Source organism: Dechloromonas hortensis (assembly GCF_009469765.1).
Classification (GTDB): Bacteria; Pseudomonadota; Gammaproteobacteria; order Burkholderiales; family Rhodocyclaceae; genus Azonexus; species Azonexus hortensis.
The window spans coordinates 1-5,459 of sequence record NZ_SSSQ01000026.1; the positions used below are offsets into that span (position 1 = coordinate 1).

The window sequence follows — 5,459 nt, forward strand, 5'->3', positions numbered from 1 at the left end:
GCAGTAGCTCAGTTGGTAGAGCGATACCTTGCCAAGGTATAGGTCGAGAGTTCGAGACTCTTCTGCCGCTCCAGTTTCTCTGGTGTAGTCAGCAGTTCCCGGAAAGCCCATCCCCGTTGATGGGCTTTTTGCTTTTCGGCGCCGGAAAAATGCAGCGAAACTGCATCCTTTTTATATGCCATGCGTCTCCAGCGGTGAGAGAATTGTTTTCATCGCGGCTGACGGCTCGGTCACGCCGCGCTTCGCGGAGGGCGAGATGGAACTCCTGCTATCGGTCCTGCAAAACGGTGTAGCCAGCCTGGTTTCCTATCTGGCAGCGCATGTGCTGCTTTGTCTGGTGCCGGCCTTTTTCATTGCCGGCGCCTTGTCGGCGCTGGTGCCGCAACAGTCGATCATTCGCTTTCTCGGGCCGGATGCGCCGAAATGGGTCTCTTATTCGGCAGCGGCCGGGGCGGGCAGTTTGCTGGCTGTCTGTTCCTGCACCATCCAGCCGCTGTTCGCCGGCATTTATAAAAAAGGAGCGGGCCTGGGGCCGGCCATCACCTTCCTGTTTTTTGCGCCGGCTGCCAACATCCTGGCGCTCTCTTATACCGGCGTGGCGCTCGGGGCGGACTTTGCGATTGCCCGTATCGTGCTGGCGCTGTCCTTCGGGGTGGGGATCGGCATGATCATGGCGATCGTCTTTCGCCAGGACGATAACGCCCGCCTGGCCGGCCAGGCCTTTGCCGGTGGTGCGGCCATCTCCCGGCAAACGCTGCTCTTCCTCGCCGCCCTCGTCGCCTTGCTGCTGGCCGGAACCCTGAAGTTTGACTGGTTGACCGTCGGCTTGCTCAGCATCGAACTGCCCTGGACGAGCGGGCCTGTCCTGCAGGCGCAGCTCGGGCGCTGGGTGCCGGTCGATGTGGCGACCGGGGCGGAGGGTTTGAGCGTGCAAGGGCTGCTCTTGATCGGCTTGCTGGCGTTGATCGGGGTTTCTGCCTGGCGTGGCCTGGGCTTGGTCGATAACGGCTTCAACCGGCAAACCTGGCTGGCGTTGGGGCTGACCGCGCTGACCCTGATCTTGGCCGCCCTCGGTATGCGCGTTACAGAAAATGGCCTTTTACTGACGTTGACCGGCAGAAGTGTCGTTGTCGCGCTGTTGTGCGCCTTGCTGCTGCCGCTGGCCCGGCGTTTCGAGGCTTGGGACGTGCAGCAGTGGTTGTGGGAAACCTGGCGTTTCATCCGCCAGATATTCCCCTTGCTGGTGGTCGGCGTCTTCCTGGTCGGTGTCATCCGCAGCTTCATTCAGCCGCAGTGGATTCAGGCGGTGGCCGGCAGCAATACTCTGCAGGGCAACCTGGCCGGTGTCGTGTTCGGCGTTTTCATGTATTTCCCGACCCTGGTCGAGGTGCCGATTGCCAAGATGTTCCTGTCGCTCGGCATGCATCCGGGGCCGTTGATCGCTTACCTGATGGCCGATCCGGAACTGTCCCTGCAAAGCATCCTGATTACCTCGGCGATCATCGGCAAGTTGAAGGCCTGGACCTATGTCGGGCTGGTTGCCCTGTTCTCGACGCTCTCCGGCCTGGCTTATGGCGCCTGGGTCGATGGCACGCCGCTGCTGCACCTGGCTTTGTTGCTGGCCGGCTTCATGCTGCTGCTGACCGGGAGCCTGCATCTGATCGGGCGGTTCAATCGAGCCCCCGCGCACTGACAAGGAGAAAGACGATGTTGATCAAGATACTCGGCAGCGGTTGCGCCAAGTGCAACCGCCTGGAGCAACTGACCCGCGAAGTGGTCGCGGAGCTCGGCTTGAGCGCCAGCTTCGAGCATGTGACGGAGATGGACAAGATCATGGCCTATCCGATCATGACGACGCCGGCCCTGGTGATCGACGAGGTGGTCCGGGCTTCCGGCCGGATTCCGGGTAAGGATGAAATCGCCGGCTGGTTGCGGGCGTAAAAAAAGCCAGCCCGTGGGCTGGCTTCTGGCTGGCCACGGCTTCAGGCCGAGACGGAGAGCAGGCTGCTGAGGCTACTGTTCTGGTCGTCCTGGCCGGTCGTGCCATAGGCGTGCATCAGTTGCATGATTTTCATCATCAGTGCGCTATCGCTATTGGCGCTGGCGCTACTGGTTGTGGTCGAGCTGCTGTCGCCGGCCGTTGCGCCGCTCTTCGACTCGCTGTCGTAGGTCTGCGCTTCGGCGAAGCTGACCTTGCCGTCGCCATCGGTATCGGCCGCTTCGAAGTTGGCGACGATATTGGAAATCAGGCTGGAGCGCTCGCTGTCGGTACTGCCGATTTCCTCAAGCTGGCTGGTCAGTTCGTCCTTGGAGAAGCCGCTGTCGTTTGCCGGTGGCGGGGGCGGTGGCATGCCGGCCATGCCGCCAGCGCCTTGGGCGCTGCTGAATCCTTCCATGCGCATGCTGTCGAATTGGCTGTCGAGTTCTTCCTGCAGCTTGCTGAGCGTGGTCGAAAACTCGCTTTCGGTGACCTTGCCGTCGCTGTCGCTGTCGAGCGCGGCAAAGACGCCTTCGGCTTCGGTGCTGTCGGTGCTGTCGGTGCTGATCTGGCTGAAGGCCGAAACGAGATCGCTTTTCTCGATGTAGCCTTGGCTCTTGCTGTCCAGCTTGGCGAATAGCTGGCTGATCGATGAGGTGCTGCTAATGCTGCTGACCATGATTACCTCCTGATTTTGACGTCGAAAATGGGTTGCCCGCGAGCGGGCTGCTCCCTTTGAGCAAGTTATCGGCCAAAATGGGTCAAAAATGGCGGTGGTTTACGTTAAGCGGAGTAAAGGTTTGTTAAGAAAGTGGCTAAGTTGGCCTGTTTTGGCGAATAAATCGGTCAATTTTTGCGAAAAACGGCAATTTTTCCTGGGCGGCAATTTGTGCCGGTCGCCCAAAGTTCTGCGCTGCCGGCGGGGATGAATGGCGCGGCATTTTGGTCGTCGGCGGCCGGTCGACCGCCGGACTCGTCAGGGGCCTTCTGGCACCGCCGCATACTGGTCGAGGCGCCGCTCAAGACCCGGTAAAAGTCTGTAAATTCGGGCCCTTGCGGCTGGTTGGCGGGGAGGCGCTTGGTTATCATCGGCCCCTCCCCATCAACGAGTCTGTAATGAATCCAAGCATTCACATCCTGCTGGTCGACGACGATGTCGAACTGGCCGGCATGCTGCGCGACTACCTGATTCAGGAAGGTTTTGCGGCAACCGCCGTGCACGACGGCGAAGCGGGCGTCTGTGAAGCCTTGTCCGGCCACTACGCCATCGTCGTGCTCGATGTGATGATGCCGAGGATCAGCGGCATCGAGGCGCTGCGCCGGATCCGCGCAGCGAGCAGCGTGCCGGTGCTGATGCTGACGGCGAAGGGTGACGACATGGACCGCATCGTCGGCCTCGAACTGGGCGCTGACGACTACGTGCCGAAACCCTGCCTGCCGCGCGAACTGGCCGCCCGCCTGCGCGCCATCCTGCGCCGGACGCAACAGCTTGGCGAAACGACGGGCGGCGCGCCGCTGGTGATCGGCGCCCTCAACGTCCTGCCCGAGCAGCGGCGGGTCGAGTGGGCCGGCGCCCCGGTCGACCTGACCAGCACTGAATTCAACCTGCTCGAAATCCTGGCCCGCAATGCCGGGCGTCCGGTCAGCAAGAGCGATCTTTCCGAGCAGGCGCTGGGGCGGCCGCTGGCCCGCTTCGACCGGAGCATCGACGTCCATCTGTCGAGCATTCGCCACAAGCTGGGCTGCCTGGCCGATGGCCGTTCGTGCATCCAGACGGTCTACCGGCAGGGCTATCAGTTGATCCGGGAGTAGCGTGGGCCGGCTATTCTGGAAATTCTTCCTGTTCATCTGGCTGCTGCAACTGGCCGGTGTCGGCGGGGCCAGCTTGCTGTTCTGGCTGGAGCGCCAGCAGGCCGAGGCGGAATGGCGCGCGCAAATGGCCAGTTCGAGCCAGTCGACTGAGCCGCGACCGCCGTTCGACTTTGCCCACGGTGGCCCGCCGCCCGGTTTTGCCGGCGAACGCCCGCCCGCGCCGGGCCACTTTTTTCCCCCGCCGCCGCCCGAGCTGCGACACGGCCCGCGCCTGCCGCTGATTCCCCTGCTCGCTGCCTTGCTGGTCAGCCTGGTCAGCGCCTTTGGCCTGGCCTGGTACTTTGCCAAGCCGATCCGCCAGTTGCGGCGCGCCTTCGATGCCGCGGCCGACGGTGATCTGGCGGTCCGCATCGGCGATGGCATGGGCGGGCGGCGCGATGAACTGGCCGATCTCGGTCGCGATTTCGACCGGATGACCGAACGCCTCGCCGTGCTGGTCGATGGGCAGAAAAAGCTGCTGCACGATGTGTCGCACGAGATGCGCTCGCCGCTGGCCCGTTTGCAGGCGGCGATCGGTCTGGCCCGGCAGCAGCCGGCGCGGATGGAGGATTCGCTGGTCCGCATCGAACGCGAGGGCGAGCGGATGAATCTGCTGGTTGGCGAACTGCTCACCCTGTCCCGCCTGGAGGCCGGTGTCAGCGGCGTGCTGGAGGAGGTCGAGATGGGCGAACTGCTCGACGACATTGTTGAGGATGCGCGTTTCGAGGGGATGGCACGGCAGGTCGCGGTCGAGTTCGTGGCCGGCGAGATGCCGGAAATTCGCGCCAATGCCGAACTGCTGCACCGGGCCATCGAAAATATTGTGCGCAACGCGCTGCGCTATTCGCCGGACGGCGGTACGGTCCGCATCGAAGCTGGACGCCAGGGCTGTTGCTTCCAGCTGGCTGTCATCGATCACGGCCCGGGCGTGGCCGAAGATGAGTTGGCGGCGATTTTTACGCCGTTCTTCCGGGGGGGCGGCCAAAGTAGCGGTGGTGGCTATGGTCTCGGACTGGCAATTGCAAAACGGGTGGTTGCTGCGGTCAACGGCAAAATCGAGGCAAAAAATGCACACGCCGACCATGGCCTGATCGTGGAAATTGTCTTGCCTGTGTAAGGAAGTCTTACAAAAACTTACATAAACACCTGTTGTGTTTTCTATAATTGGCGGGCTTTAGGGTTCAAGTTGCATCAGTAATTCCTTATCCCGCTAATTTTTGCCCTGTTTTTTGCATTTGGCGGGCTGATTGTCTGGCTGACCGACAGCCGATTTCGATTGACCGCCCATGAAACAGAACGCCATTCTCGCCCTTCTTCTCGCTACCGTTTTCCCGGCCCTGGCCCAGACGTCGCTCCCGGCGACGCTGAAGGAAGTAGCGCAGCAAGCCGTGCTGAACAGCCCGGAAGTGACGTCGAAATGGCACAACTACAAGGCAGCGGAAGAAGAAATTGGCGTCGCCCGTGGCGGCTTCCTGCCGCGCGTTGACCTGACCGCCGGCGGCGGCCGGGAAACCCTGCAACAACCGCCGCTGCGCGATCGGAACGACTACAGTCGCAGCAGCTACCTGCTCAGCCTCAACCAGATGCTCTTCGACGGCTTCGCCACCCACAACGAAGTGCGCCGCCTCGA

7 protein-coding genes are annotated in these 5,459 nt (G+C 62.2%); 5 read left to right on the plus strand and 2 right to left on the minus strand.

Translation table 11 applies throughout. From position 1 onward, the window contains the following. Positions 1–8: 8 nt before the first annotated feature. Positions 9–182, minus strand: coding sequence for a hypothetical protein (locus tag GH663_RS20720; protein WP_153133487.1), 174 nt, complete (start codon positions 180–182; stop codon positions 9–11). Positions 183–256: 74 nt separating this feature from the next. Between GH663_RS20720 and GH663_RS20725 the strand changes: the two genes are divergently transcribed. Then, positions 257–1,693 (plus strand): permease, encoded by a 1,437-nt coding sequence (locus tag GH663_RS20725; RefSeq protein WP_153133488.1) that lies wholly within the window; start codon positions 257–259, stop codon positions 1,691–1,693. Between the two features lie 14 nt (positions 1,694–1,707). Further along, complete coding sequence (locus GH663_RS20730; RefSeq protein WP_153133489.1) at positions 1,708–1,941, plus strand: thioredoxin family protein; 234 nt, start codon at positions 1,708–1,710, stop codon at positions 1,939–1,941. Positions 1,942–1,982: 41 nt separating this feature from the next. Here GH663_RS20730 and GH663_RS20735 read toward each other — a convergent pair whose 3' ends face one another. Then, complete coding sequence (locus GH663_RS20735; RefSeq protein ID WP_153133490.1) at positions 1,983–2,657, minus strand: EF-hand domain-containing protein; 675 nt, start codon at positions 2,655–2,657, stop codon at positions 1,983–1,985. Between the two features lie 437 nt (positions 2,658–3,094). Between GH663_RS20735 and GH663_RS20740 the strand changes: the two genes are divergently transcribed. The 3 genes from GH663_RS20740 to GH663_RS20750 form a co-directional block, all read left to right on the plus strand. Continuing rightward, on the plus strand, positions 3,095–3,790 hold the full coding sequence (locus GH663_RS20740; protein ID WP_153133491.1) for a response regulator transcription factor: 696 nt from the start codon (positions 3,095–3,097) through the stop codon (positions 3,788–3,790). A 1-nt stretch (position 3,791) separates the two neighbouring features. After that, a complete protein-coding gene (locus tag GH663_RS20745) occupies positions 3,792–4,946 on the plus strand; it encodes a HAMP domain-containing sensor histidine kinase (protein ID WP_153133492.1) in 1,155 nt (384 codons plus the stop codon). A 169-nt stretch (positions 4,947–5,115) separates the two neighbouring features. Then, a partial coding sequence (locus GH663_RS20750; protein ID WP_170291473.1) for a TolC family protein occupies positions 5,116–5,459 on the plus strand: 344 nt, incomplete at its 3' end.

Bases quoted from the DNA above. Each gene is read 5' to 3' on its own strand.
- GH663_RS20720 (WP_153133487.1), bottom strand. From the start codon at position 182: ATGGCATATAAAAAGGATGCAGTTTCGCTGCATTTTTCCGGCGCCGAA.
- GH663_RS20725 (WP_153133488.1), top strand. From the start codon at position 257: ATGGAACTCCTGCTATCGGTCCTGCAAAACGGTGTAGCCAGCCTGGTT.
- GH663_RS20730 (WP_153133489.1), top strand. From the start codon at position 1,708: ATGTTGATCAAGATACTCGGCAGCGGTTGCGCCAAGTGCAACCGCCTG.
- GH663_RS20735 (WP_153133490.1), bottom strand. From the start codon at position 2,657: ATGGTCAGCAGCATTAGCAGCACCTCATCGATCAGCCAGCTATTCGCC.
- GH663_RS20740 (WP_153133491.1), top strand. From the start codon at position 3,095: ATGAATCCAAGCATTCACATCCTGCTGGTCGACGACGATGTCGAACTG.